The 24,773-nt window shown below is 38.5% G+C and carries 25 protein-coding genes and 1 pseudogene; 6 read left to right on the top strand and 20 right to left on the bottom strand.

Annotation, left to right across the window (positions count from 1 at the left end):
• The first annotated feature begins 50 nt into the window (after positions 1–50).
• The 3 genes from FZ952_RS01920 to FZ952_RS01910 are packed head-to-tail and all read left to right on the top strand — an operon-like array spanning position 51 to position 5,543.
• Positions 51–410 (top strand): PrgI family protein, encoded by a 360-nt coding sequence (locus FZ952_RS01920; RefSeq protein ID WP_001097589.1) that lies wholly within the window; start codon positions 51–53, stop codon positions 408–410.
• The gene (locus tag FZ952_RS01915) at positions 361–2,718 is read left to right on the top strand and encodes a VirB4-like conjugal transfer ATPase, CD1110 family (RefSeq protein WP_029757566.1); all 2,358 of its coding nucleotides are present in this window, start codon (positions 361–363) and stop codon (positions 2,716–2,718) included. The genes FZ952_RS01920 and FZ952_RS01915 overlap by 50 nt, the downstream gene beginning before the upstream one ends.
• An 11-nt stretch (positions 2,719–2,729) precedes the next feature.
• Complete coding sequence (locus FZ952_RS01910; RefSeq protein ID WP_000653464.1) at positions 2,730–5,543, top strand: phage tail tip lysozyme; 2,814 nt, start codon at positions 2,730–2,732, stop codon at positions 5,541–5,543.
• Positions 5,544–5,947: 404 nt separating this feature from the next.
• Here FZ952_RS01910 and FZ952_RS01900 read toward each other — a convergent pair whose 3' ends face one another.
• Together FZ952_RS01900 and FZ952_RS01895 are read right to left on the bottom strand one after the other, a co-directional pair.
• On the bottom strand, positions 5,948–7,165 hold the full coding sequence (locus FZ952_RS01900; protein ID WP_001291561.1) for a tyrosine-type recombinase/integrase: 1,218 nt from the start codon (positions 7,163–7,165) through the stop codon (positions 5,948–5,950).
• Between the two features lie 81 nt (positions 7,166–7,246).
• Positions 7,247–7,450, bottom strand: a complete 204-nt coding sequence (locus FZ952_RS01895; protein ID WP_000814511.1) for an excisionase — start codon at positions 7,448–7,450, stop codon at positions 7,247–7,249.
• Here FZ952_RS01895 and FZ952_RS11715 point away from each other — a divergent pair.
• A complete protein-coding gene (locus FZ952_RS11715) occupies positions 7,434–7,685 on the top strand; it encodes a hypothetical protein (RefSeq protein ID WP_001845478.1) in 252 nt (83 codons plus the stop codon). The two genes, FZ952_RS01895 and FZ952_RS11715, sit on opposite strands and share 17 nt — an antisense overlap.
• Before the next feature lie 225 nt (positions 7,686–7,910).
• Here FZ952_RS11715 and FZ952_RS01885 read toward each other — a convergent pair whose 3' ends face one another.
• On the bottom strand, positions 7,911–8,141 hold the full coding sequence (locus FZ952_RS01885) for a helix-turn-helix domain-containing protein (RefSeq protein WP_000857133.1): 231 nt from the start codon (positions 8,139–8,141) through the stop codon (positions 7,911–7,913).
• Entirely contained in the window at positions 8,138–8,560 is a 423-nt protein-coding gene (locus FZ952_RS01880; RefSeq protein ID WP_000804885.1) for a sigma-70 family RNA polymerase sigma factor, read from the bottom strand. The genes FZ952_RS01885 and FZ952_RS01880 overlap by 4 nt, the downstream gene beginning before the upstream one ends.
• Positions 8,561–9,064: 504 nt before the next feature.
• Between FZ952_RS01880 and FZ952_RS01870 the strand changes: the two genes are divergently transcribed.
• Complete coding sequence (locus FZ952_RS01870; protein ID WP_001227347.1) at positions 9,065–9,418, top strand: helix-turn-helix transcriptional regulator; 354 nt, start codon at positions 9,065–9,067, stop codon at positions 9,416–9,418.
• 59 nt (positions 9,419–9,477) lie between these two features.
• On the opposite strand, the gene FZ952_RS01865 is transcribed toward FZ952_RS01870, so the two are convergent.
• The 16 genes and pseudogenes from FZ952_RS01865 to FZ952_RS01785 form a co-directional block, all read right to left on the bottom strand.
• A complete protein-coding gene (locus FZ952_RS01865) occupies positions 9,478–9,645 on the bottom strand; it encodes a cysteine-rich KTR domain-containing protein (protein ID WP_000336323.1) in 168 nt (55 codons plus the stop codon).
• 118 nt (positions 9,646–9,763) lie between these two features.
• Positions 9,764–11,683, bottom strand: coding sequence for a tetracycline resistance ribosomal protection protein Tet(M) (gene tet(M), locus FZ952_RS01860; RefSeq protein ID WP_000691741.1), 1,920 nt, complete (start codon positions 11,681–11,683; stop codon positions 9,764–9,766).
• A 15-nt stretch (positions 11,684–11,698) separates the two neighbouring features.
• Positions 11,699–11,746 (bottom strand): annotated as a pseudogene (locus FZ952_RS11925) (hypothetical protein); the annotation flags it as partial.
• A 313-nt stretch (positions 11,747–12,059) separates the two neighbouring features.
• Positions 12,060–12,992: a conjugal transfer protein gene (locus FZ952_RS01850; RefSeq protein ID WP_001224318.1), complete on the bottom strand. Its 933-nt coding sequence runs from the start codon at positions 12,990–12,992 to the stop codon at positions 12,060–12,062.
• A complete protein-coding gene (locus FZ952_RS01845; protein WP_000769868.1) occupies positions 12,989–13,990 on the bottom strand; it encodes a lysozyme family protein in 1,002 nt (333 codons plus the stop codon). Before FZ952_RS01845 ends, FZ952_RS01850 begins: the two co-directional genes overlap by 4 nt.
• On the bottom strand, positions 13,987–16,164 hold the full coding sequence (locus tag FZ952_RS01840; RefSeq protein WP_000804748.1) for a CD3337/EF1877 family mobilome membrane protein: 2,178 nt from the start codon (positions 16,162–16,164) through the stop codon (positions 13,987–13,989). The genes FZ952_RS01845 and FZ952_RS01840 overlap by 4 nt, the downstream gene beginning before the upstream one ends.
• A 2-nt stretch (positions 16,165–16,166) precedes the next feature.
• Positions 16,167–18,614: an ATP-binding protein gene (locus FZ952_RS01835; RefSeq protein ID WP_000331160.1), complete on the bottom strand. Its 2,448-nt coding sequence runs from the start codon at positions 18,612–18,614 to the stop codon at positions 16,167–16,169.
• Positions 18,598–18,990 (bottom strand): conjugal transfer protein, encoded by a 393-nt coding sequence (locus FZ952_RS01830; RefSeq protein WP_000723888.1) that lies wholly within the window; start codon positions 18,988–18,990, stop codon positions 18,598–18,600. The genes FZ952_RS01835 and FZ952_RS01830 overlap by 17 nt, the downstream gene beginning before the upstream one ends.
• Before the next feature lie 88 nt (positions 18,991–19,078).
• The gene (locus FZ952_RS01825) at positions 19,079–19,576 is read right to left on the bottom strand and encodes an antirestriction protein ArdA (RefSeq protein ID WP_000342539.1); all 498 of its coding nucleotides are present in this window, start codon (positions 19,574–19,576) and stop codon (positions 19,079–19,081) included.
• A 116-nt stretch (positions 19,577–19,692) separates the two neighbouring features.
• A complete protein-coding gene (locus FZ952_RS01820; RefSeq protein WP_070701361.1) occupies positions 19,693–19,914 on the bottom strand; it encodes a hypothetical protein in 222 nt (73 codons plus the stop codon).
• Positions 19,915–19,956: 42 nt separating this feature from the next.
• Entirely contained in the window at positions 19,957–21,162 is a 1,206-nt protein-coding gene (mobT, locus tag FZ952_RS01815; RefSeq protein WP_000398284.1) for a MobT family relaxase, read from the bottom strand.
• 22 nt (positions 21,163–21,184) lie between these two features.
• Positions 21,185–21,337: a hypothetical protein gene (locus FZ952_RS01810; RefSeq protein ID WP_000879507.1), complete on the bottom strand. Its 153-nt coding sequence runs from the start codon at positions 21,335–21,337 to the stop codon at positions 21,185–21,187.
• A 2-nt stretch (positions 21,338–21,339) separates the two neighbouring features.
• Positions 21,340–22,725, bottom strand: a complete 1,386-nt coding sequence (locus tag FZ952_RS01805) for an FtsK/SpoIIIE domain-containing protein (protein ID WP_000813488.1) — start codon at positions 22,723–22,725, stop codon at positions 21,340–21,342.
• 28 nt (positions 22,726–22,753) lie between these two features.
• On the bottom strand, positions 22,754–23,140 hold the full coding sequence (locus FZ952_RS01800; protein ID WP_000985015.1) for a YdcP family protein: 387 nt from the start codon (positions 23,138–23,140) through the stop codon (positions 22,754–22,756).
• Positions 23,141–23,155: 15 nt separating this feature from the next.
• The gene (locus FZ952_RS01795) at positions 23,156–23,470 is read right to left on the bottom strand and encodes a YdcP family protein (protein ID WP_000420682.1); all 315 of its coding nucleotides are present in this window, start codon (positions 23,468–23,470) and stop codon (positions 23,156–23,158) included.
• A gap of 412 nt (positions 23,471–23,882) precedes the next feature.
• The gene (locus FZ952_RS01785) at positions 23,883–24,077 is read right to left on the bottom strand and encodes a hypothetical protein (protein WP_000015688.1); all 195 of its coding nucleotides are present in this window, start codon (positions 24,075–24,077) and stop codon (positions 23,883–23,885) included.
• Between the two features lie 269 nt (positions 24,078–24,346).
• Between FZ952_RS01785 and FZ952_RS01780 the strand changes: the two genes are divergently transcribed.
• Entirely contained in the window at positions 24,347–24,757 is a 411-nt protein-coding gene (locus FZ952_RS01780) for a thrombospondin type 3 repeat-containing protein (protein ID WP_000387512.1), read from the top strand.
• The last annotated feature ends 16 nt before the right edge of the window (positions 24,758–24,773 follow it).

Genomic DNA, 24,773 nt, shown 5'->3' with positions numbered 1-24,773 from the left:
GATAAAGGCTAGGAAGTGATTGCTTCTTAGCCTTTTTAGAAAGGAAAGTCATGAATACACGTGTCTTTAAAGACATCTCAAAATACCAACACAGGGCTTGGTTAGGTTTCACCACAAGACAAATCATCTTTGTTTTACCAGCTTTTATTGTCACAATTATTGTTTTGGGCTTGAATCTCTTTTTCTGGCAATTTGGAGATTGGTTTGTTTACGGTTTTGTGTTTGCCTTTACCATCCCCCTCATGCTATTTGGAGTCTATAAACCCAATGATTTATATTTTGAACATTATTTGAAATACCGTCTTCATTTTGAACTAACGGTTCCCCTACGCACAATTACAGGAAAGAAAGGACCTGAACATGAAAAGAAAATCAAATACATTAAAGAAACAAAAAACTTCAATGACTAATCAGAAAGAAGTAGTTAAAGGAAAAAAAGAGGAAGTGTTACCATCAACGGCTAATACTATTTCCTATCAAGCCCTGTATCAAAATGGTCTGATGCAGATAAAAGAAGATTATTTCTCACAAAGCTATTTACTTGGTGATGTCAATTACCAAACTGTTGGTTTAGAAGATAAGGGCGCAATCATTGAGAAGTATTCTGATTTGATTAACTCTTTAGATGACCAAACCAACTTCCAATTGACTATCTTTAATAAAAGATTGAATTTAGAAAAATTCAGACAAAGTGTTCTGTATGAGGAAAAAGAAGATGGATACGATACCTATCGTAAAGAATTGAATCGTATGATGAATCAAAATTTAGACAGTGGGGAAAATAATTTTTCAGCTGTGAAACTGATTAGCTTTGGTAGAAAGGATTCTAATCCCAAACAAGCCTATCGTTCCTTGTCTCAAATTGGAGAATATTTCAAGAGTGGTTTCTCAGAAATTGATGCTCGCTTTGAATCCTTGGCTGGAGAAGAACGTGTGAACTTGTTGGCGGATATGCTTAGAGGAGAACACCATCTTCCTTTTTCTTACCGTGATTTAACGAGATCTGGTCAGACAACTCGTCACTTCATAGCGCCTAATCTCTTGGATTTTAAAAACAAAAATTACCTACAAATCAATGACCGATTATTGCAGATTGTCTATGTGAGAGACTACGGCATGGAATTAGGGGATCAGTTTATCCGAGACCTCATGCAAGGAGATTTGGAATTGATTGTAAGCCTTCATGCTCAAAGTTCGACCAAGGCAGATGCCATGAAGAAACTACGAACAAAGAAAACCTTAATGGAATCCCAAAAGATTGGGGAACAACAAAAACTAGCTCGTACAGGTATCTATTTGGAAAAAGTAGGTCATGTATTAGAAAGCAATATCGATGAAGCTGAGGAACTCTTAAAAACCATGACCGAGACAGGAGATAAACTATTTCAAACGGTCTTCTTGATTGGGGTCTTTGGTCAGGATGAAGAAGAACTCAAACAAGCCCTAGACACTATCCAACAAGTGGCCGGCTCAAATGACCTAATGATTGATAAACTTCCATATATGCAAGAAGCAGCCTTTAATAGTTTGCTGCCATTTGGTTGTGATTTTTTAGAGGGAGTATCACGGAGTTTATTAACATCTAATGTAGCAGTAAACTCACCTTGGACTTCAGTAGATTTACAAGACCGTAGTGGGAAATATTACGGTATCAATCAAATCTCAAGCAATATTATTACCATTGATCGCAGCCTATTAAATACACCGTCTGGTCTGATTTTAGGAACATCTGGAGCTGGGAAAGGGATGGCAACTAAGCATGAAATTATCACGACCAAAATCAAGGAATCTGGTGAAAATACTGAAATTATCATCGTGGATCCAGAAGCAGAGTACAGTGTCATTGGACGAGCTTTTGGGGGAGAAATGATTGATATTGCGCCCGATTCCCAAACTTATCTCAATGTCCTTGACTTGTCTGAGGAAAATATGGATGAGGATCCTGTAAAGGTAAAATCAGAATTTCTTTTATCTTTTATTGGCAAGTTATTGGATAGAAAAATGGATGGGAGAGAAAAATCGATTATAGACCGAGTCACTAGACTCACCTATCAGTCATTTAAAGAGCCTTCTTTGGAAGAATGGGTCTTTGTCTTGAGCCAACAACCAGAAGAAGAAGCGCAGAATTTGGCACTTGATATGGAACTGTATGTTGAAGGTTCTCTTGATATTTTTTCTCATAAGACCAATATTCAGACAGGATCTAACTTCTTAATCTATAACGTTAAAAAGTTAGGAGATGAGCTGAAACAAATCGCTCTTATGGTTGTTTTTGATCAGATATGGAATCGTGTCGTTCGGAACCAAAAATTAGGGAAGAAGACTTGGATTTATTTTGATGAAATGCAGCTTCTTTTATTAGATAAATATGCCAGTGATTTCTTCTTTAAATTGTGGAGTCGTGTCAGAAAATATGGAGCCAGTCCGACTGGGATAACCCAAAATGTCGAAACCTTATTGTTAGATCCAAATGGTAGACGGATTATTGCCAATAGTGAATTTATGATTCTCCTCAAGCAAGCAAAAAATGACCGAGAAGAACTAGTTCAACTCTTAGGCTTGTCAAAAGAACTCGAAAAATACCTAGTCAATCCAGAAAAAGGGGCAGGACTAATAAAAGCTGGTTCAGTTGTCGTTCCCTTTAAAAATAAGATTCCCCAAGGTACACAATTGTTTGATATCATGAGTACAGATCCTGATAAAATGGCTTCTAATTAAGGGGAAGGTAAATGAAGGATAAGAGAGAAATCATACGTGCCCGAAAGGCATTTAGAAGAAGTCTAAAAGATGAGAAGAAATTCTTAAAACAAGGAAAGAAGGAGGTGAGAAAACAGAAAAAAGATTCCGCTGTACTGGATGAAAAAGCATGGAAAAATGAGATAAAGCAAAAGCTGGAGAATATGAGAGAAGCTTCAAAGGCTAGAGTAAAACAAGCAAATGAAGACTACAATCATATTCTTCAAAATAGTCCTCCATCACTTTTGAATCGGAAAGAATTAAGAGATAGACGATTGCCTCATGCTAGGAAACGATTGAAAATAGCCAAGAAACAATTTAAGGAAGCTAAGGTTGAAGCAAAAGAAGAAAGAAAAGAGAGTCGTAAAGAAAGAAAAACCAATCAAAAATTTTTCTACGGTCAGGAAACGAAAGTAAGATCCAATTTTTTCCTTCAAGGGAAGAATCTAGAAGAATTAAAAGCTAAGAAAGAAGTCAAAGCCGCAAAAGAGAATCTAAAATCTACTAAGCAAGCCTATAAGTTCAAAAAAATCAGTAGGAAAGCCAAAACCTTTCTTTATGTCCTTGGACGTGAAGGTGGAGAGTTAGCTTCAGAAAATGAAGATTTAGAAAGTTATCGCACACTTCATGAGACCATTAGAAAAGGGAAACGCTACAGTCGGCTTTCTTATAATCTTGGAAAAGCTAGTGTCAAAACAGGACAAGCAACAGGTCGTTTTACCAAGAAAAGACTGACCAACACAAAAGAGCGATACCATCATTTTAAGGATGGAAAAGGATGGAAACTAACTAAAGATAATCCAAGTTCCTTTAAAAATCGGTATCGAAAATTAAAGAAACAAGGTCTTTTAAGTGTCCGAAATATCTATCAAAAATTAAAAGCAGCCTTTTCCTTCTTTACATTTGTGGCTGGAAATCCTGTAACCTGGATAGTTGGAGGAATAGTCTTTCTTCTTTTACTTATGATGAGCTTCTTTTTAGGATTTTCATCTGCTAGTTTGATTCAACAAGATGAATTTGAATTAACAAAAGCTTATACCCACCTAACTTGGGAAGATGCAGAACATACTCGCACAAATGACAAAGGAATTACTTATTACACAAAAGTTGATGATGTGATGGGGTATATGAACTTTAAATTCCATGACTATGAGTTACACAAACCAGTTCACTTATTTAGTTCAGAATCTTACAAGGATTATCTGTCTACTTTGTGGCATGATTTAAACGATGGGGATGATTTGAAATCCATGCAAGACCTCTATGAAACTCCTAAGTATAAACTATCGAGAGACGATCAAGAGGAAATAAAGGAACTAAAAGAAGAGGGTGTCTATGCTTCCATGCAGGAATTGGACAATCCATTTGAGGGGAAAAGCAACGAAGATAGTCTAACCATGACTTATCGTTATGGATACTATGATTTAGACGGAAAACCTACTCTTCAGGAGTATATTCTACTAGAAGCGAAGGCTCACCAAACAATTGTCGCACCAATGGATGGTGTTGTATCTCTAGACGGAGATGATGTTATTCTCACTAACGGAAAAGGAGAGAATGAGAGTCGATTGACCTTGTATTCTATTCATAATGGCCGTGCGATTGAGGGGACAAGAGTCCTAACGGGTGATATTATTGGTGAAACACCAGACGATACAGGTTTGAAAGTTTCCTATCAAAAGTATAAAAACAAGAAAGAAAAATTGGTGTATGTCAATCCGCAATTTTATTTTCCAAAAGTCATTCAACTTCAGACCACTATCTTACCAGCCATTGGTCAGTTTGGTGGGGATGAGTTTGAACGAGCAAAACATATTTATGAGTTTTTGAAATCTCAAGGGGCAAGTCCCCAAGCCATTGCGGCAATTTTAGGAAATTGGTCGGTAGAGTCTTCTATTAATCCTAAACGAGCTGAAGGAGATTATTTATCTCCTCCTGTTGGCGCTACCGATTCCTCATGGGATGATGAAAGCTGGTTAGCGATTGGAGGTCCAGCCATTTATAGTGGTGCTTATCCTAATATTCTTCATAGAGGTCTAGGTTTAGGGCAATGGACAGATACCGCAGATGGGTCAACACGGCATACAGCCTTGTTAAATTATGCACGCACCCAAAATAAGAAATGGTATGATTTAGACCTACAACTTGATTTTATGCTTCATGGGGATAGTCCTTACTATCAAAGTTGGTTAAAGGATTTCTTTAAAAATACAGGCAGTGCAGCCAATCTGGCCCAACTCTTTCTGACCTATTGGGAGGGAAATTCTGGTGACAAACTACTGGAAAGACAAACCAGAGCAACGGAATGGTATTACCAAATTGAAAAAGGCTTTAGTCAAACAAATGGAGGACAGGCAAAAAGTGATCCACAATCCCTTGAAGGGGTTCGTGGGGACTTGTATGATCATTCTGTTCCTGGTGGTGGAGATGGTATGGCCTATGCTTATGGACAATGTACATGGGGTGTTGCGGCTCGTATGAACCAGTTAGGCTTAAAATTAAAAGGTAGAAATGGAGAAAAGATTTCAATCATTAATACCATGGGAAATGGTCAAGACTGGGTTGCGACAGCTTCAAGTCTTGGTGGGGAAACGGGCTCTACACCAAGAGCAGGTGCTATTGTTTCTTTTGTAGGAGGTACACATGGTACACCAGCCAGCTATGGTCATGTGGCTTTTGTAGAGAAGGTCTATGATGATGGTTCTTTCCTTGTGTCTGAAACCAACTATGGGGGCAACCCTAACTATACCTTTAGAAAAATCTCTCAAGCAGATAGTGCCATCAGTTTTGCTTATACGACCAAATAGAAGAGTTTACACTTGAAATTGTAGCTATTTAAAGATACAATATGTCTATAAATGAGTGGTCGGCTCATGGTCAATCTGATAGTAATCTTGGACATAAGGGCCAAGCGGTGGCGGACACCAGAACAAAATCCGATAGCAATCTTGGACGTACGGGCCAAGCGGTGGCAGACACCAGAATAAACCGACTGATTAGGTGGCTTACAGGTTCAGTAAGTCATCTTTTTTATTTGAAACAAAGTATAAATTTCTAATTATCTTTTTATATTTTCTTAAATGCTCGTAAAGCCTTATTCTATGTGCTTTCGAGTATTTTTACTGTAGGAAGATACTTCACGTTTCTTTGCATATTTCCTCATGTCTTAGCTGTCAGAAGTGGTAAATAAGTAGTAAATTCATTTGTACTACTAAGCAACAAGACGCTCCTGTTGCTTCTCTTTATTCAAGCGTTTCATTTCTGCCATTGCAGAATCGAATGTTGCATGTGCGTAATAGTTCAGCGTCATGGCTATATTAGCATGTCCCATAATGTACTGTAATGCCTTTGGATTCATTCCTGCATTTGCATAGTTGGTACAGAATGTATGTCGCAAACTATGTGGAGTGATGTGTGGCAATTTATCCTCGTTATACTTATTGTATTTCTTAACAAGACCTTTCATCATGCCGTTGTAATCACTTGCCACTTTTGGATAGTTCTTTCTATTAAGAAAGAGGAAATCACTATATCCATCAATCTCAACACGCTTATCATTCTTTCGATTCGCTAACACTCGCTTAAATGCTTGATAGGCTTCTTCAACCATAGGAACTTGACGTTCGCCACTTTTGGTCTTTGGTGTTTCAATGTAGTACCCAATTTCAGTATCTCTCAATAGCTGATGGTCTATATTGACAAGACGATTCTCAAAATCTAAATCTGGAAGTGTCAAACCACCAAACTCTGAAATACGAAGACCTGTTTTTAAGAGTATCAGAATTTCATCATAATTTTTGCTGTAGGTTTTATCAGCTTTTGCAAAGGCTAACAGTTTTTCTTCCTGTTCTTCTGTTAGTACGGTCTTAGGGACAGTATCATCATCAAGAACTGCTTTCAGTTGAAAGTCAAATGGATTCTTCCGAACACAATCATCTTGTATAGCAATATAGAATGAAGCCTTTAAAGAACGTTTGTAGTTATTGATGGTTTGATAAGCATAACCATTTTCACTCATTCTAATAGCCCATTCTTTAGCGTCTGATGGCTTAATACTGTCAATACTTCTTACACCTAACTTGTCTTTCTTCAAAATATCCATAAGATATTTGCGTCCAGTTTCAGTGTTTTTTCTAACCTTTGGTCTTTGAGCGTTCTGTTTTGCGTAAAGCTGGCAGAGTGTCATTTTCTTTCCTACAACATCAATACCATCATGAATGTCTTTCTGTAACTCTGCGATTTTCTCTCTAAGTGAGATACAATCACGCTTTCCTGCTGGTACTCGGTCTGTAGCCACAAGTTTCCACGAGTAAACAAATTGCGGTTCTCCAAATGAATCTATATATTTGTATAAGTATCTTCCGTCTTTTCGTTGGCTCTCTCCAGTCTTTAAGATTCGACCTTTATTGTCACGTCTTTTTTCTGACATGGCATTTGCTCCTTTCCTTTATGGAAAGAGCCTTGATACGACTTAATACTATTTTATCATATACAAGACCCTTTGGCGACGCTAGATTGCGTCCAATGTATCTATAATTTTTTCAAATTGTTTTCGTTTAATCTGAATACGATTGCCATTCATAATCAGCCAATTTGCATTTTTATTTTCCTCTGCCAAGCGTCGTAGCTTGTTTTCGCCAATACGAAAATATTTTGACGCTTCTTCAATGGTTAGGGTATAACGTTCCCAAATAGGAATGTCAGTCTGCTTCATAAAATCCTCCTTTCCAAATCACTTATTTGGATTTCATAAAAGTTGTTTTACCAGCAATCGAACAGCTTTAGCAAAGCTCACGGGAGTTCCACCCCTGCATGGTTCTCATGTAGCCATACTCATTGCCTGCGACGGTTTTATCACGCTCGGACTATTGACTGTATGGGAGTATCATTATCACGATAAGAATGTCGTTGCAGGCAATCCTGCTAAAGATTGCTTCTCGGATCACTAACATGAATCGCTCGCTATCTTTATAAGATAGGTCATGGCGGTTAGTTCCGTTGGCTCTTTTCTTATCGAAACGTATTCGATTACTTTTATTCAGTTTTCAAAGAACAATGGCTCGTTAGCCTATCAAAACACATTGAAAGCTCAATATGCTTTGGTGGAATAACAAACCTCCCTGTTCGGGAAGCGTGGAATGGTTTAGCACGCTTCCACGAAAGGAGAGAGGATATTACTTAATTTCAAATGACAAAATCTTTGTAATCAGTCTGGTTTCCATTCTTCCACGTAAGACTTCATCAACGACCATACTTTGATTGCCATATTCATCTTTCATAAGTCGTAGGGAACGCTTCGTTATGTACCCTCTGTAATGATGTAGAATCTGGTTAATCGCTTCGGTATCGCCATCTGTTGCCTTTACAATGAGAGGAAAGGGAATCATAGGATATTGTGTTTTCATTCTTCAAATTCCTCCATAAACTTTTTAATTAAGGCTAGTCCACTGGTTCTATGCCGATAGACAGTAGAACGGTTCAATTTCAACAGGTCTGCAATTTCTGAATCGCTCATGTCCATAAAGTAAAACAGCAGTAGAATTTCACGTTTCTTGTCTGGCAACTCACGTAATGCTTCACTCAACAAATCATTTTCAACGCCTACTGATAACCCATTGAGTGTAAAAATCTGAAAGTCAGTTGAATAGTTATCTGTTGTCGCAAACTGGCTAACAAGATAATCGCCAACATCCGAAAAGGACACCTCACGCTTTGCAATCCTTGAAAGATAAAGCATATAATTCTTTCGCTCGTCTTCCATAGCACGTTTACAGATATAGTCAAACTGATTTTCTATTGTGGTCTGAAAAGAAGATGGTTTCATGTTTCTCACCCCCTTTCTGTCTAGGAAAGGAAGTGAGCCTTGCTCGTTTATCTCCTTTCACTCTTAGTCCCAATGTGAAAGGGGGATTTGTTGCATTACTGATAAATAAACTTTGTAAAAAAGTTCTGAATAGCCAAAAAAGCATATAAACAGATTTATTTCTCTGTTTACATGCTTCTGTTATTCTATCTATATGATTTATAAAACCACATTGGTGGACGTACTTATCTATTGCAGATAGACGACTTTTTTTGACAAGAACCCAATGTAAGGAAATTTATTGTATATGATGTACTTCATGGCGACGTTGACCTCCAACAAACCGCCATTTGGAAGTAATATACAATATTTTAACAGCGTAAATAGCACTACCATATAACGGTTTTTTTTATTGGCGTTTAGTAGTGCTTTTTATTAAATATAAACCTATAAACCATATAACACGTTTTTCTATACCTGTTTTTAATTCAGTAGGAACAATAAAATGTATAGAGGTGGTCTACTATGCGTAAAAAAGAAGATAAATATGATTTTAGAGCCTTTGGTTTAGCCATTAAAGAAGCTCGATTGAAACGAGGTTTAACTCGTGAACAAGTGGGAGCATTGATTGAAATTGACCCACGGTACTTAACTAATATTGAAAATAAAGGGCAACACCCCAGCATACAAGTTCTTTATGACCTTGTATCGTTACTTCATGTTTCCGTTGATGAATTTTTCTTACCTGCTAATAACTTGGTAAAAAGCACCCGACGATTACAGATAGAGAAATACATGGATAGCTTTACAGACAAAGAACTATCCTTAATGGAATCTTTAGCCAGCGGTATCAACGAAGCAAGAAACATCGAAGACTAATTAAAAGAATCCATACATAACGGAAAGAGCCGATAAAATGAGATTGTATTAATCTCATTTTATCGGCTCTGCGTCTTTGCGTCTGGCTCTGTAATCACAGTTACTTTGAACTGCTTTATTTCAATTAAATTTTCTTGTCTGCATTTCGGACAATAGAGGGGGAATTTTTTTAATTCAGTATCTTCCCTTATCTTTAATCGTGTTTTATTTCCACATACAGGACACAATATCCACTTGTAGTTTATAATAACTATCTCCTCCTTTACACTTTAATTCAAATCTTTATTAAAAAATATTTCATCTTATTTAACAAGAAACCATATTTATATAACAACATAAAATACACTAAGTTATTTTATTGAACATATATCGTACTTTATCTATCCGACTATTTGGACGACGGGGCTGGCAAACAGGTTCACCGGTAGTAACATGGTACCCTTTTAACTCTGTTAAACAAACACTACGTCCATTTGTAAAGAAAGTTAAATCACTACGATATTCTTGAATACACCGAGCAGGGATTTCTCCACTAAGAATGACCTCATTATTTTTCAATTGAGTGTCTACGATGTTCGCACAATATTTAGGAGCATCGTTGTATGCTCGTGAAAGATATTCCTGTGGCGCATAAATTTTAAAACTAAGATATGGCTCTAACAATTCTGTTCCAGCTTTTTTTAAGACTTGTTCCAATACAATAGGAGCAAGCATCCGAAAATCTGCTGGGGTACTAACAGGGCTATAGTATAAGCCATACTTAAAACAGATTTTACAGTCCGTCACATTCCAACCATACAATCCTTGTTCACAGCCATAGCGTATCCCCTCCATAACTGCATTTTGAAACGATTGATTTAAGTATCCAAGAGAAACCGAGCTCTCATACTGTACTCCGCTCCCTAATGGAAGCTGTGCTACAGATAGACCAATGGAAGCCCAGAAAGGATTCGGTGGAACTTCGATGTGAATGGTATACTCTGCTTTTTTTAACGGTCTTTCCATATAAATGACTGTAGGCTCTTTTATTTCTATCTCCACATGATACTTTTCTTGCAGCAGAGCACAAGTCACTTCCATTTGTACTTTCCCTAAGAAAGAAAGTATGATTTCATGTGTCGCAGAATCCACATAATATCGCAGAAGCGGGTCACTGTCGGAGATTTCTAAAAGTGCATCAAGTAACATTTCCCTTTGTTGAGGTTTGCTCGGTTCAACAGTCGTTTGCAGCAGAGGGAGGGGATTTTCAATTCTCTCTCTCTGTGGCAATAGCTTTGTATCTCCAAGAACACTATTTAACTTCAAAAACTCATTCTGCAAAATAACAATTTCCCCGGAATAAGCCTTATCGATTTTACATAATTCACCATTTATTGAAGTATACATTTCTGTAATTTTTATTTTTTCCTTTTCCGATATTCTAACCGAATCTCGCAAATGCAGTACGCCACTATAAAGACGTATATATGCAAGACGCTGTCTTTTTTCCGAATACTCAATTTTGAAAACTTTTCCGCAAAGTTCAGACTGACCTCGATGTGTTGATGAATAAAATTTATTAGTAATAACTTCTATAAGGTTATCAATCCCTATATTACTTTTTGCACTTCCATGATAAAGAGGGAACAGAGAACAATTCTGAAATCTTATGCTTTCCTCTTGTTCGAGTTCCAATGCTTCTAATGATTTACCGGACATATATTTCTCTAAAAGGTCATCGTTTCCCTCTATTACCGTATCCCATTGTTCAGATTCGGTAAAGTTCGTCACACACATATTAGGATACAGTTCTACCTTCTGTTTGATTACAATTTCGGCAGAAAGTTTCTCTTTAATATCCTGATAAACCGTTGATAAATCAATTCCATTTTGGTCAATCTTATTGATAAAAAAGATTGTGGGAATCCCCATTTTCCTAAGTGCATGAAATAATATACGAGTTTGTGCTTGTACGCCATCTTTTGCAGAAATCAGTAGAATTGCCCCATCTAAAACTGATAATGAACGATATACTTCTGCTAAGAAATCCATATGTCCTGGCGTGTCTATGATGTTCACCTTCGTATTTTCCCACTGAAAAGAGGTTATTCCTGTCTGAATTGTAATTCCTCTCTGACGTTCTAAAAGCGTATTATCCGTCCTCGTTGTACCTTTGTCCACGCTTCCTAATTCTGTAATCGCTCCACTGTTATATAATAAGCTTTCTGTTAAGGTAGTTTTTCCCGCATCAACATGAGCTAAAACTCCAATATTAATAATTTTCATGTGATTTTCCTCCATTCAAAAGCCCAAAAGGGCATAAAAATCCCAGTGATAAATACTCTTATCACTGGGATTTTTATGCATAACCATAGGCATACAAAGCATACAGATATTCTCCGGATACTTTAGAATCACATGATAAAGGTATTCTTAAACTGGGTACAAAAAACTAAGCCCTCCTAAAAAAGGACATCCAATTATTTGTTCCCACTATCAAATTGACAGTTTATTTAAGAATACCTTGCCGCATATTTATTAACTCCTTTTAAATAGATACTTAAATTATAGCACGTAAGAGCATATTTGTAAAGGAATCTCCAATTTTTTATCAAAGAGAGTACGTGATTACAAAATAGCTGTAATAATGTACCAATATTTGTTATTCTATAATCTTCCAATTACTCCCGTTCTTTTCAAGTACCAAATCAAATTGAGATACCTGCGTTGCTTTGGTCTGCTGGTCGATATACTCCACTGTCAGCGATACCGTGACTTGATTATCCTTACGATTGTGAATAGGATTTACCAGTTCTTGAAAGATGTACTCTTTTCCGATTGGTTTTAATATCCCGTCATTCACATAGTAGGAAAGTTCACTGGCTGTCGCTGTAGGATAGAGCTTGAAGAACGTCGTTAAAAACTCATTGATTTCATTGGTTGTAATGGAATCAACCGTCCCCTCACTTTCAATGGCTTTTGGTTTATAACTTGATTTCTTAGGTATGTTGGTAATGGTCGGATTCTTAACCAGTACCATATTTCCAGAACCATCTACATAGACACTCACTATATAAGCAGAGTGGACGGTCTTTGTATTTTCTCCCTCTGTAATGAGCTGGTCTACACTGTAGGTTACATTAAACTCATTGTCGCCAGTTGGCTCTACCGTCCATATCTGAAATCCTCTTACAGAAGACGATACAGGAATATCTTTGCGTACTGTATCAACATTGAGAGCTTGAAGTTCATCTGTCAGATAGCCTTTTAGACTTTCCATTCGATTATCAATGGACTTATCGGATTGCTCCCATGAATAGTAGACTTTCGCAAAGTTCTCTACAAAATTTTCTACATGATGAGTATCAACGTATTCCTTTTCTATGATAGTTGTTTCGTGAATAGTATGAGTATCTATAGCTGTAAAGTGCTTGAATATCGCAAAGCTGAAACTAAGCCCTAAAAGTACCCACAAGGCAATCACAACCTTTTTATGAGGATTGACCTTATAGACACGAGGTTTCTTTTCCTTTGGTATCTGTTTTTCTTTATTCTGATTTTTTCTAAATTTCATCATTAAATCTTCCTTTCTCATTGTTTGATTCGTCCTGCTCCCACTAAATGCTGTTGCCAGTAGGGGCTTGTTAAGTCGGCATAACCGATTGGGTCGCCTGCATGAAACATACGGTTATTGCCAAGGTATATCCCAACATGAGTAATATAAGAGCCAGCGTTATAGGTAGAATGAAAGAAAACCAAATCGCCAGCTTGTGCTTCCGATAGTGGGATATGCTGGGTCACATCATATTGCTGTTGTGCGGTTCGTGGTAAGTTAATTCCAGCTTTTCCATACGTCCATTGTGTCAGTCCGCTACAATCAAAAGAAGTAGTCGGGGAAGCTCCACCGTAAACGTATCGCCAGCCCTCATATTTCAGTGCTTCGTCCATGATGGCTTGTACCGTATCATCATCAAACTCTGTTGTGACAAGATACTGCGTTACCAGTTGCACATAAAACATATTGCCATAGTTGTATCGCCAGCCCCCATTGATAGGTATGGCTATGGGATTGGGGTAAGACACTTTTTCGCCACCTGAATACTCTTTTGAGAAACTTTGAGCCAGTTCAAAGGTATATTTATTTCCACGATTAGCCACATACCCTAAGAAACCACCACCATAATTGTAGGACTGGATAACCGATTCTAAATCTACACTGAGCCTTTCGCTACTGGCTAATAATTCACTGAAATACTTCACACCTTGCTTAATGGATTCTTCTGTACTCAATGAATTAGGTGGAAGACCGAGGGATTCCGAGGACTGCATAACATCTTCCGCAGTACCGCCCGATTCCACCTGTATAATCGCAAGAAGTATGTTGACATATTCTTCAACGCCATATTCTTTGGCATATTTTTCTACCATAGGCTTATGAGCCAGCACTTCTGCGGAAACATTCACACCTCCATAATGAATATTGGAAATTCCGCTGTCCTGTTCATCTGAAAATAAAATGGCAACAAACAGAAGCAGTGAGAAGACCATCAAGAATAATCCAGAACCACCAATCACTAAAGTTTTCAACTTCATGGTTTCTTACCGACTTTCTTAATGGTGGCGGTTTTGATTGGTGGTCTACTTCTTGTATTTTGTAGTGGTACTCTTTGAACAGTAGACGGACGTTCTTTTGTGATTGGACGTTGTGAAGTTCTATCTGCTGTAGTGGTTGAAGTTGCTGGCTTTTGAACGGTTTTTTCTTGAACGGTATTGCCTTGGCGTTCCACTTTTGGACTTGAAAAATCGGACTTAACTGCTGGACGCTCTTGTTTGGCTTGTTGAGATTCCTTATATGAAGTCTGAATATTAGACTGTTTTGAGGTCTGTTCATCATGATATTGTTCTTGTCTTGTAGTCGGTCTTTCATGAACAGAAGAAGCAGGCTGTTTTTTCTGTTTGACCTGTTCCATTTCAGAGCGACGCTTCGCAATGGTTTTTCGCCTTTGTTCCTGCTGTTCCTTGCGTCCACTGGCTCTGTCCGCTTTGGTTTGAGAAATACTACTGGTTAAATCACGGACATTCTCTTTTACTTTGGATTTTCCTTGATATACTGCATATCTTGCATTGGTCGGCAAATCTTTAACCTGTTCTTTCAAACCACTAGCAGTGTCTACCATTCTGTCTTTGGTATCAGCTACTGTACCGATGGTTTGACCGATACGTTTTCCAAGTGTTGATTTTTCCTTTCCGTCTGGTCGGGAGTGATCTGCTTGTGTCCTTGCAGAACTCCCCGAACCCGACTGTCCTTTTTTACCTGTAACAATGGCAGACCCAGCCCCTAGAGTAGTCATGGAACGTCCAAGTTTCCGCTGTAGACGGTGCATGTGAGCGTGCATAAGCATACGAGGTTTTCTCATCACACGACTTCCCACACTTTGAGAATCGTTACTCTGTAGAGAAAACATACTCATTAAATCGCCCAGCTTGAAGTAGATTCCTGCAAAGGTCACAATCTGTAGAAAAGCAATCAAAAAGAACGGATAACCAGCCGATAAGGTATAGAGCATGGTTGAAATACTAAATGCTGTCGTAATAATCAATGTGATTCCAGCTCGTGTCAAAATGGTATTAAAGAGCTTTGTTATGGCTCGTTTTGACATACCATCAAATGATGGAATCATGCTTAAAATAAAGCTCACAGGCAGAAACATAGCATAGATGATAAAAAGTACCTGCGAGAAAATCATGATTCCTGTTAATAGGAATACAAATATGGAAATCCCAATATTGAAGACAAATAGGAAGAAGACTGTACCTAAACGGTTAATGGTCTTTGTAATGGTTAGATTGGTATTGCTTCTGTCTTCAATTTCTTCCGCAACAATTTTTTCTCTGTCTTCGCCATTGTTGGAATCTGGGCTGGTGGAGAGCAGGCTTTCCACACGGTCAATACCGATACTTTCAATGTCTGAACTGTTGTATTGAAGCAGTAGCCACGGTTGCTGAACCTGTATGGAAAACAGGCTATCTCTGATTAAGTCCACGCTGTCCTTGCCTTGACTATCGGAATGGGGCATGACAATCTTCGTGCCAAGTGATAAACTGGCATTACTGATGTCTGATGAAAAGTCATTGATTTTTTTAATGTAGTCGGGAGCGTAGGCAATAAAGGAAGCCGATAGGATAAACACCAGCACAAAATTCATAATGGCATGAATTGCCTTTGTGGTTTCTCTCTTTATCAGTCCCGTATAGGCAACATAAACCCCAAGAACCAAAATCAAGAGTAAGAGGAATCCAACATAGAAACCCTCTGTTGAAAATCCGTTTGCACTCACACCAGCTAAGGTCTGCATATTCTTACCAATGGAATCTGCTGTAGCGGAAATGAAGTCTAAGGAATAGGCTTCCTGTACTAAGTAACCTGTCGCATTGGAAACATACAAACTGATTGTCCAAATAAAATTGGTAATGGCATATAGTCCATACATGACCTGTTTTCCAATCCCGTCCGACCAGTTCCACGGAAGCCAGCCCCAGCTATTATCCACATAAAAATCCAGTTGATAGTTTTCAAGTGGGTATCGGCTGTATTCATTTGCCACATTGACCGTATCATCTACCAAGCCCGCAGCTTGAACCACCGTTCCCAGCATGGCTAAAAGAAAAATGGCAATCACAAGTGTGAAAGCCACTGTCATTGCCACTTTACCTAGACGTTTCAGCGTCCAGTTTGATTTTATTCTGTTTACTATTGATGGTTTCACATTTACACCTCTTTTCGCACAGGTGGTCTGGTATCAAAGGCATGGAGCAGTTCTTCAAATACAGGGTGGAACTGTATCACACCGACACGACCATATAAATCACTGATAAGGCATTGCCCGTTTTCCAAATCACGCAATCGCTTCTGATTGTTTTCGTCCTCTGGGTCTACACCAAAAAAGGCTAAGGTCTTTTTAATCTCGTTAAGGTCAGTGGAACGAAATGCAAATTTTAAGCCGAGGTTATTTTTCAGTTTTTCATCTAAGAGGTCGTCTGTATTTTGGGTCACGAAATATACCCCAGCGTTCATAGCACGACCAGCCCGAACCAGCTTCATAGATAGTGTTTTTCCTTGTGCTACCTGTAAAAAGCTCCATGCTTCGTCTAAATCTACAATCTTGAAAATGCTTCGGTCTGTATGGATAAAGTCTAAAGCAAAGGTACTAATGACAATCAGCATAGCAACGGATAAAAGCTCCATAGTGGTATATTCCTCAAAGGAAGTTTCCTTGTCGGGAAGTACCAAGTCCGCAACCTGTATAATGTTCAGTTGTTTTTCTAAGCTGATAGACTGCTCCACATAACCATTACTGAATAATAAATGTGCAAAGTCATAGTCTGTAAAACTTTCGATATGGTCGGCTATACTGGTACTTAGTGGCGTATTCTCAACCCGTAATTCCTCAATCACTTTCATCAACCCTCGTACTTCACTATTGGTTACTGCACGAATGGCTTTTCTAAGGATTGGGAAGCGTTCCCCATCACGAGAGGAAATCCCCGTAAGGAATGTCAGAATATCAATAGCCAGTGATTCAGAATCTTTGGGATTTTTCATAATCACATAAGGGTCAAGTAAGCCTTTGTTTTTCTCATCAGAAGTCAGAGTGACGATATTGATTTCATGGGAAATCTCTGGCAAGGTTTCTTTCCATCTGCCACGTTCTGCTTTTGGGTCTACAATCACTGCTTGTGCCCCATAAAGCACCGCATAATAGACGATAAGGTTATTCGCAAAGGATTTACCACCACCCAGCGAACCAACAAAAGCCGACGCTAACGCATTGGTTACTGAACCCTTAACCCCTTGACTGGCAAGAGCAGGTTTCAGATAGACATTGCGTCCAGTATCTAAGCTGTAGCCAACATAAATCCCCTCATTTTCCCCCAGCATTTGAGTAGCACCAAAACCTAAACCAGCGAGGAAATCAGAGGTCACGTATTGAATATAATCATTCATATAACGCTTGCTGGCAGGTAAAAATTCTTCATGTAAGCCGAGCATATCCCCAAATGGTCGTACCAGTTTTACGCTTAAATCGTCATAAAAATCTTTCACTTCATTACAACGACGTTTGAGTTCGTCAAGATCATTTGCTGATACCCTTACCACATAAGACAGCTTGTACATAGATTCCTTGCTTTGGTCTAAATTGGTTTCCAGCTCATTCACACTTTCCAGAGCTTCCGCCACATTGGAGCTGGTTTCATTATCACTTTGCCAAGCGTGGTTATCCAAGTCTTTCAGTTCTTTCTTTTTATTGCGGACAGTAGATAGGGCTTTACGATTCGCTACAATTTCCACATTCATTGACGTATCAATCGGGAATGTAAATTGCTGTTGCTGGTAGTAGAAGATTTCAGAGGACGGGAAGTCCAGTTCTCCGACAATGCTGTTAATGGTAAAGTAAGCTACATAGACGGTTTCATCTTCCTGCTGGATTTTCAAATATCGCTGTTTTTCTTCCACCAAACAGCGAGTAGGCTTAATCAAGTCATAGTATTTAATCAGCGTTTCATTATCCAGCTTTTTCTTTGATAGATGGTACTCATACTCTTCATAGGCAGTGCCTGTCTGTCCGTAAAGGTGTTCAATCAGATAGCCGAAGTCGTCCTTATCTAACCTGCGGATTTTGAAACGACGAGAGATTTTATTTTCTAAGAGCTTTTCCATCTTCTGAAAACGCAGGATTTCATCATTACTCATACTAACAAAATCGCCCATCAGCTTATGGTTCACATCATAGACAAAATCAGACAAAGCATTTTTTGCTTCAACGGTAAGACTTTTCATAGAAAACTCCTGATCGTTGAGAAGCAACTTAAAGCCGATAAAGAAACGGTAGTTCACTTGATTTTCGCCAATCATGGATATTAAAGCGTCTGTCTGTTGGTCGATTTTGTCATAGGCAACCGCTTTGAGCTTGCCAGTGACTTCATTTTTGGAACGCTCTTGTGCAGAACGTATGCTGGATTCTGTACTGATTTGTAAAGCATGAATTTTGCCATCACGATTTTGTGCGATAAGCTGTCTGAAAGAATCATGCACTTGTATTTTCTGTTCTGGACTTAGAAATGAGTAATTGTAAGGAACAAGCTCATAGTAAGCATAACATTCCCCGTCTTTATTCCAGACGAGATTGTTTTCAATGTATTTAATTGGATATGCCATAAAATTCACTCCTAACTGCTGTAATGGCTTCTTGTGGCTGGTTTCTGCCAAGCGTTACTTTTTTTCCTGCATAGGTCAGCTTTGGTCGCAGTGCATAAGCAATGACAGACTTCAAAAATCCATAAGGCTTTTTACCATCAAAAGTTTTTGTAGACATAAACCATGTGAAAGCCACAGGAATCCCAAAGTATTTGAGAAATGCTCCCTCTATCATGGAAAGAGGGGGCAAGTTGCCAAGTATCATCACTGCAAAGAGTGACACGACAAACCATGTCATTTGCGTAAAGGTTATGGGAAACGGAAGTCTAAAATCATTGATAGAATACAGTACCTTTTCCACAGACCAGATACTGGTATAGCTTCGTATTTTCTTCATGTAATCAATCCTTTCATAAAAAATAGGGGTAGCTGATTGAGCCACCCCGTAAAATAGAAAATCTGCCAGTAGTAATGTACCGACAGATTTAATAGACGATTTCAAAAATCCCATGATTGGTTGAGATAAACGTTCCTGAAAGGTCTAAATCCCGACCATAGGCTTGATAATCAATATAGTTTTGAAGACTAGCTGGTACTTCGCCTAAAGCACCCGTTTCTTCAATGTAGTAGCGTGCCACGTCATACATATCATCACAATCGGAATGAATGATAATATCCTCTTGATGTTCGCTTAGTTCTTCAATGCTTGAAAAATGAGTGAGCAGAGCAGATAGCTCCGATTGTAATTCTTCGGGTAATTCCGATACCATTTCCCATAGTCGATTGAGTTCGCCAATGGAAGTGTATTCGTCAACCGTAAAGGGTAACTCGTAGTCATGAATGGCGTATTCCTCATATTCATCATTCAAGCCGATTTTCTCTTTGACTTCCTCAAAGTCAATGGGAAAGGTAAACCACGCACCGACCAATTCGCCCTCATTGTATTTGCCTAAATTCGCAATATAGACTTGCATATCGTCCATATATTCACGTCCTTTCTTTGTAGAGATTCAAAAATCCCTACCGCACTTCGTTTGGTGTACCATTCCTTTGCGGAACATAAGAAAACCACTTATATTCCACAAAAGAACGGTTTTATTTAAGCACCAATAATGCGATTGAATAGCTCTAGTAAAATGTCTTTTACTCCAGCAGCGTTGAAGACTAAGCCAACCGCAATAATCGCAATAATTAAAAAGCCAATCAGTTTGCTAAACTCACGCTTGAAGCCAAGATACAAGCCAATCACAACGATTGCTAAAAGCACCAGTGATTGAGCTTTTGATAGAAACCAGTTATAAAGGTTTTGTCCAAAATTCATAAAAATGTTCTCCTCTCTATATTCAATGAATTTGTATTTGAGTTATTTTTTTGTTGTTATCACGTCCTGTTCTTTTACTGACTGTTGCTTCAAAATCTGCTTGTGTCGGTCTGTCAGTTTCGCATGGTCGAGAATGTCTTTTACAACCTGCGTCTGGTTGATTTCATCAAGTTTAATCGCAACCTTTAAGGTCGGGGCAACTTGATGAGATAGCCAGTTCAGCGTCCTTTGGAAGGAGTAAGGCTCTGGTTTTGTGGTTAGTTTTAATCGTTCACGATTGTTCCCAATAAACCAAGCCCATTCTTCATTCAGTTTCCAATCAGAACGAGGTTTGGAATCGTCTTTATCTACAAAACGGATATACCGATTGATAATTTTAAAGGCGGTATGCTCTGGATTGTCATAGACGAGTAAATCACGGACTGCATAATAGGCACGCTCATTTTTCAATCGAATCTCAAAACGGTTTTTTACTTCTGCGTCTTCAATGGGAATATCATTTTTCTTGTACTGCTCGTAGTCCTTTTCATAGATACAGAAATAAACTTCACTTTGTAATGAACCGATATAGAGGGTGTTTCCCATACATTCCTTTTCCTCTTTGCGTACCAGTTCGCCACTGCGATAGCTTTTAAAACTGCGGAAGACGGAGATACATTCTTCCTGTTGGCACTTTTCAGTGAGTACAGGGATATTCAAAATCCCTGTCTTATCGTTAATGGCAAGGTCAAGGCGTTTCATCACACCGCCAGCCACCAAAACGTCCATAAAGAACTCATACCAGCTTCTTTGTTGTGCCAGAAGATAGCTTTCAAATTGTCTGCACCCACGACCTTTCAATTCCACCAGAACTCCTTTGTCCAGTTCATGGGAGCAAAGGACGAATATGTCGCCTAAAGCATAATGCTCTGAATAAGAATAGAAACCATAGTCCTCATGAAGAAAATAGGACAGTTTCAGTTGTAAGATGTTTTCGACCACCTGCTGTACGTCTGTTGTCGGAAAGCGAATCCTTACATAATCAAACAGCATTTCAAGGGGAGCGTCGGGATTGAAGCGTTCCAGAGCTTCCCAAAGGGACTGCTGTAAATCCTCTGATGGCTTGACTTTTCCTGTTTCAATATCGCTTAGATACTGCCTTGTAATACCAGTCGCAACAGCTAAACGGTTTTGAGATAGTCCATAAGCCAAGCGTTTTTCTTTTAAATGCTGTAACCAAGTTTGTTCATTCAGTAAAAATCCCTCCAATCAAAAAGGCGTATGTCAACTTTTAAAGCCCATTTGACATACGCTGAAATTTTGTAAATCCCTTGTAACCAAAGGATTTTCTAATGTTTTTTTGACTGTTTCCTGTCGATTTGTACCCCCCTGTTAGATACGGGGGGTTAAGTGCTGGCGTGGCTATTGCCACACCAGCCAGCAAGATCAGTCCACACCTGCGACTTCCGCTTCGCACGTCGCCTGCGTGGACTGTCTGCTGTTGGATAACTTTTTAATTTCCTCCAAGAAATCATATCCTTTTGGTACAAGGGGAGTATAAAACTCTGATATGACACTTGTTCCTACATCAACATAGCCACGACCTTTGATTCGCTTTAAGAAGAAATCCTTTTGTACGTCACTGCCAAACATCATGCCATAGCCCATTTCAGACATACGACCTAAAGCCACTCTGAAATTAAACTGATCACGGATTCCGTCGCCTAAATATTTTGCGTCTGGACGTTGACAAGCCAGTATTAGAAAGAAGCCAGCTTGACGACCTAACATGACAATCTGTTTCAGCTTATTCATAACTGCGGTGTTTTCTTTTGTTCCCAGCATTTCCATGAAAGCGACGTATTCATCAAAGATTAAGAAGTGTGCCGGGAGACCTAAGTAAGCATAATTTTTGCCAGTCTTATAGTTCTTCATCTGCTTCATTTCCTCACTACGTTTCATCATTTCTTCATAGAATGTTTCAATGCAAGAAAGCAAGTCTTCTTTTCTATAGTAGACATTTGCCATCACAGAACCTAAGTCCGCAAGGTCAGCATTTTTCGGGTCAAGAATATACAGTTTTGAATCTGTATGAAGCAAGGCTTCAATCAGTGTCAGTATAAAGTAAGTTTTACCGCCACCTGTACCACCAGCAATCAACATATGAGGGAGCTTATCATATTCCCACCATACGTTTTTCATTAAGCGAAGTTTACCATCTTTAGCTTCTACTTCATCAATAGAAATACGACTGGCTATGGTGTCATAGAGCAAAGTATATTCCACATAGGAATCCTTTAACTCTTTATCCGTCAGCTCACAGTACAAGCCACTCTCTAATTTCTTTTCCAAGTGTAAGAGTTGGTCTTGATATTTTCCCAGCGTGATTTCCACCCGTATCTGTATCAAGCCATTTTTAAGTCGATAATACATTTTAGGGAAGTAGGTTATCTTTTCCTTTGTACGACCAGCACTATCTTTAAAGAAACCCTCTGTTTTGACCTGTTCAGATTCATACCACTTGTTTTCAAGTATCATCTTTGCCAGTTTTTGACGGTGGTAAAGTTGTTTAACCGTATCATAGCGAACCCGTTTGAATACAAACGCTACCAGCAAGCAGATAAGAATTGCGACACTGAAACTGATAATTAAATAGGGAATGTCAATCTTATCTGCTTGTGATAGGTTAAAATCCTGCCAGTTGATCTGCTGGATTGTCTTCACATGAAACAGTCCGACAACCAGCAGGAAAACAGGCAGGAGTGACGCTATCGTAAAATGAAAGACTAAATCTTTACCAGATGGGCGAATCCTTTTACCACGCTGTTTCATGCGAAAAAGTCTCCTTTCTACCTAGCGACTATTTGTCTTGTGTCGGTTCTTTCTTTGCTTGTGGTTGAGCTTTGAATGAACTAGAATCCTTTGTCAGCACAATATCGTCTGCCTTGATATACCAGTCAACATCTGCTCCTTGATAGGTGGCAGTAGCAACGGTGTCCGCAATGGGATTGATAAGTTCCACCCGTGCGTTATAATCAAACTCTTTCAAAGGCACGCTGGCAGGAATACTTACTTGAATCATGCGTCCTTGTCCTTTGGATTTTAAGTCATAGGTACGTTCCTTGATTTCATCTGAAACCGACCCGTCTTCATTTTGGATTCTCACTTCACGACGTAGAGCAGAGAATTTCAATTCTCCAAAAGTCGTGTCTTTATCTAATACAATGCCATTTGCTAATCTCATCATTTTTCCTCTCTTTCTTTATTCTTTTATCATGTCGTCAGCATGTAAAAGGTAATTTGTAAAACCACGAGTGCCGATTTTGTAGCCCTCTGCGGTAATACGTGGATTGACTAACTTCACACGTTCCTCAAAGCCGAAATGTTTTTCGCCAGCTTCAGCAGGAAGCACCACCACAATATCATCTGCTCTTTGAACATCAGAATAGAGATTATAGCTTCTTGATAAGACAGTTAGCCGTCCGTTGATTCTTCGCTGAACGACTTTATCCTCGCCAGCAAATTCTAAATTGCCGAATGTTTTTTCCATGTTGGGAATCACAAATTTAAGTTCCATATTTTTACCTATCCTTTCTTTTTTATTGGCTGAATGAATGTTTGATGGTCTTAAAGAGTGGGGAACGACCTTTTGATTCTTGATTTTTTGTTTTCATAAGTTCACTTCCTTTCAAAATCGGGTAAAAAAATAGACACCTCATTTTTTGAAGTGTCTACCTATTAAATATTCAAATTTTATTGGAAGTATCTTTATATCTTCACTTTTCAAGGATAAATCGTCGTATCAAAGCTCATTCATAAGTAGTAAATTAGTAGTAAATTGAGTGGTTTTGACCTTGATAAAGTGTGATAAGTCCAGTTTTTATGCGGATAACTAGATTTTTATGCTATTTTTTTCTAAAAAAACAGTAAGAAAGCGTAAAAAATCAATTCCTGTACTAGCGTGTAATTGAAATTTTTTAGTTTTGGCGTTAGAACTGTTTCCTCAGTCCTAGCCCCTTCTCTTTTTGATAAGTATGCTTGGCAGAAAGTAGTTTGTAAATGATTCTGAGAATCTTATGAGCATAAGCAATGACGGCCTTCATCTTGCTTACTCTTTGGGAAATTCGATTATAAAAAAAAGAAAAAGCTGGATCCTTGGAATGTGCTGCAATTAATCCCGACATGGTCAAAGCCTGTTTTATTTAGCGATTTCCTTGCGTGATGTGTGAGGATTTTTTAATGCCAGCACTATAGGCTAAACATCTTTTTCTGTCATGAGTTAGCAGGCTCTGCCTGATTAGAGTTTTACATGTAATCTATTTTAATAGTAATGTTTTATCATTTTCAGGAGAACGCAGTTTTGGCTCGTTCTCTTTTTTGTTGTGATACTTCTTTCAAGGAATATTTGGTAGGATTGGAGTGAAAAAAGATTAACTAGGAAAGAAGGAAGTATATGGAAGCCATTTATCAACGTGATTCGGATCAAGATGGACTAACTGATGCTCAAGAATTGGCGCTAGGAACCAATCCTCTTAGCGCAGATTCTGATGGTGATGGACGTTCAGATTTAGTGGAAGTAGAAGAAGGAACAAATCCCTTAGAAAAGGATTTACAAAACATAAACCAAACAAGTTTAACTGAACCATCCTCAGTATTTATGGAAATGAAACAAAAGATTTCAGATATGATGGAGAGTCACTACAAGGAATTTATACAGGCTCTGATTAGTATTGAAACAGGGATTGAAAATCAACAAGACCTAGAAGACTTATATACTTACTACATGAGAACAGATACCGTTTCTCTTTTGTCTAGTGATTTAGAAACCAGTCCTCAAGAGGTTGAAATGGAGATAGAGTTGTAGGGGAATCATGTGATTC

The sequence above is a fragment of the Streptococcus sp. Marseille-P7376 genome (assembly GCF_902460385.1).
In the GTDB taxonomy this organism is placed as follows: domain Bacteria; phylum Bacillota; class Bacilli; order Lactobacillales; family Streptococcaceae; genus Streptococcus; species Streptococcus sinensis.
The sequence above is the reverse complement of the archived record's forward strand: the minus strand, read 5'-3'. Positions and strand labels throughout refer to the sequence as shown.